This is a genomic window from Acidiphilium sp. PM (assembly GCF_000219295.1).
Classification (GTDB): domain Bacteria; phylum Pseudomonadota; class Alphaproteobacteria; order Acetobacterales; family Acetobacteraceae; genus Acidiphilium; species Acidiphilium multivorum.
In genome coordinates this window covers 1-1,351 of sequence record NZ_AFPR01000275.1, presented here as the reverse complement: position 1 = coordinate 1,351, position 1,351 = coordinate 1, and the positions used below count along the sequence as shown (strand labels likewise).

General features: G+C 71.5%; 2 protein-coding genes. One reads left to right on the top strand and one right to left on the bottom strand.

Annotated features, from left to right (window positions below; genetic code table 11):
• The coding region (locus tag APM_RS11215; RefSeq protein ID WP_007423494.1) for a glycosyltransferase family 87 protein at window positions 1-680 on the bottom strand (680 nt) is incomplete at its 3' end.
• Between the two features lie 98 nt (window positions 681-778).
• Between APM_RS11215 and APM_RS11210 the strand changes: the two genes are divergently transcribed.
• A partial coding sequence (locus tag APM_RS11210; protein ID WP_007423493.1) for an anhydro-N-acetylmuramic acid kinase occupies window positions 779-1,351 on the top strand: 573 nt, incomplete at its 3' end.

Sequence of the window (1,351 nt, the reverse complement as noted above, 5' to 3'; positions counted from 1 at the left end):
CCGACGGCAAGGCCGCGCCATTCCCCCCGCGCCACGAGCACGACCGGCCCGAGCAGGCCGGCCTGGGGCTTCAGCGAGATCAGGCCGAACAGCCCGCCCGCCACGTCCGGCCGGCGGGAGACCGCCATCAGCGCCGCGATGAAGGCGCTGCCGGCGATCGGGCCGAACTCGCCGATCGAAATGCCGGTGAGCGAGGCGGCGCTCAGCAGCCCGGCGGCGATCACCGGCCACGGCGCGCCGGCGCGGCGCAGCAGGGGAATGCAGGGCAGCGAGATCAGCAATGTCCACGCCAGGAGCCCGGCGGCGGGGCCGAAGGGCAGGAGCGGCAGCGTCGTCAGCAGGGACGGAGGCGGGTAGAAATACTGCATGTAGGATGGCAGGCCCGGGCCGAATTGCGCGGTGGACCAGGTGGCGAACCAGGCGGGGTCGTAGATCCGCGCCGCCTCGGCGGTGGCGGCAATGTGCCCGGCCGGCCAGAAGGCGAAGAAATCGCTGTGCAGATGCCGCGCGGTGACGGGCGCGCCATGGGCGAGGCTATCGGCGATGACCGCCGCGAGATGGAAGACGGGGCGGAACAGGTTGAGCCAGGTCACCGCCGCGAGGCCGAGCACGAACCAGGGCACGACCGTCCACCGGTCGATCACCGGGCGGAAGCTGCCATGAGTCCTGTCTGGTTCCACGCCCGGTTCCTTGCTCCGCTGCTTGTCAACCCCGCGCGCGGGGCGGATAAGCGAGACATGCCCGAAACTGGTTTCCATAACGCTAAGAGGGAGCGGGAATGCACGCCATCGGCCTGATGAGCGGCACCTCGCTCGATGGGGTCGATGCGGCGGTGATCGAGACCGATGGCGAGCGGGTGTTCGGCACCGGGCGATCCGCCACGCTGTTCTACGAGGACGGACTGCGCGCCCGGCTGCGCGCCCTGCTCGATGCAGCACCCGGGCTCGCGCCCGACGATCCTGAACTGCGCAGCCTCGACTGGCTGCTGGCGGACCGGCATGCCGAGGCGGTGGCGATGGTGGCAAGCCGGGCCGATGTGGTGGGGTTTCACGGCCAGACCATCCTGCACGACCCGGATCGGCGGCGGACCTGGCAGATCGGCGATGCGGCGCATCTCGCGCACAAGACGCGGCTGCCCGTGGTGCATGATTTCCGCAGCGCCGATGTCGCCGCCGGCGGGCAGGGCGCGCCGCTGGCGCCGCTGTTCCACGCCGCCCTCGCCGAGGCGCTGGAGAAGCCGCTGCTGGTGGTCAATATCGGCGGGGTCGCCAACATCACCTGGCTCGGCCCGACGGGCGAGGTGCTCGCCTGCGACACCGGCCCCGGCAACGGCCCGCTGGATGACTGGGTG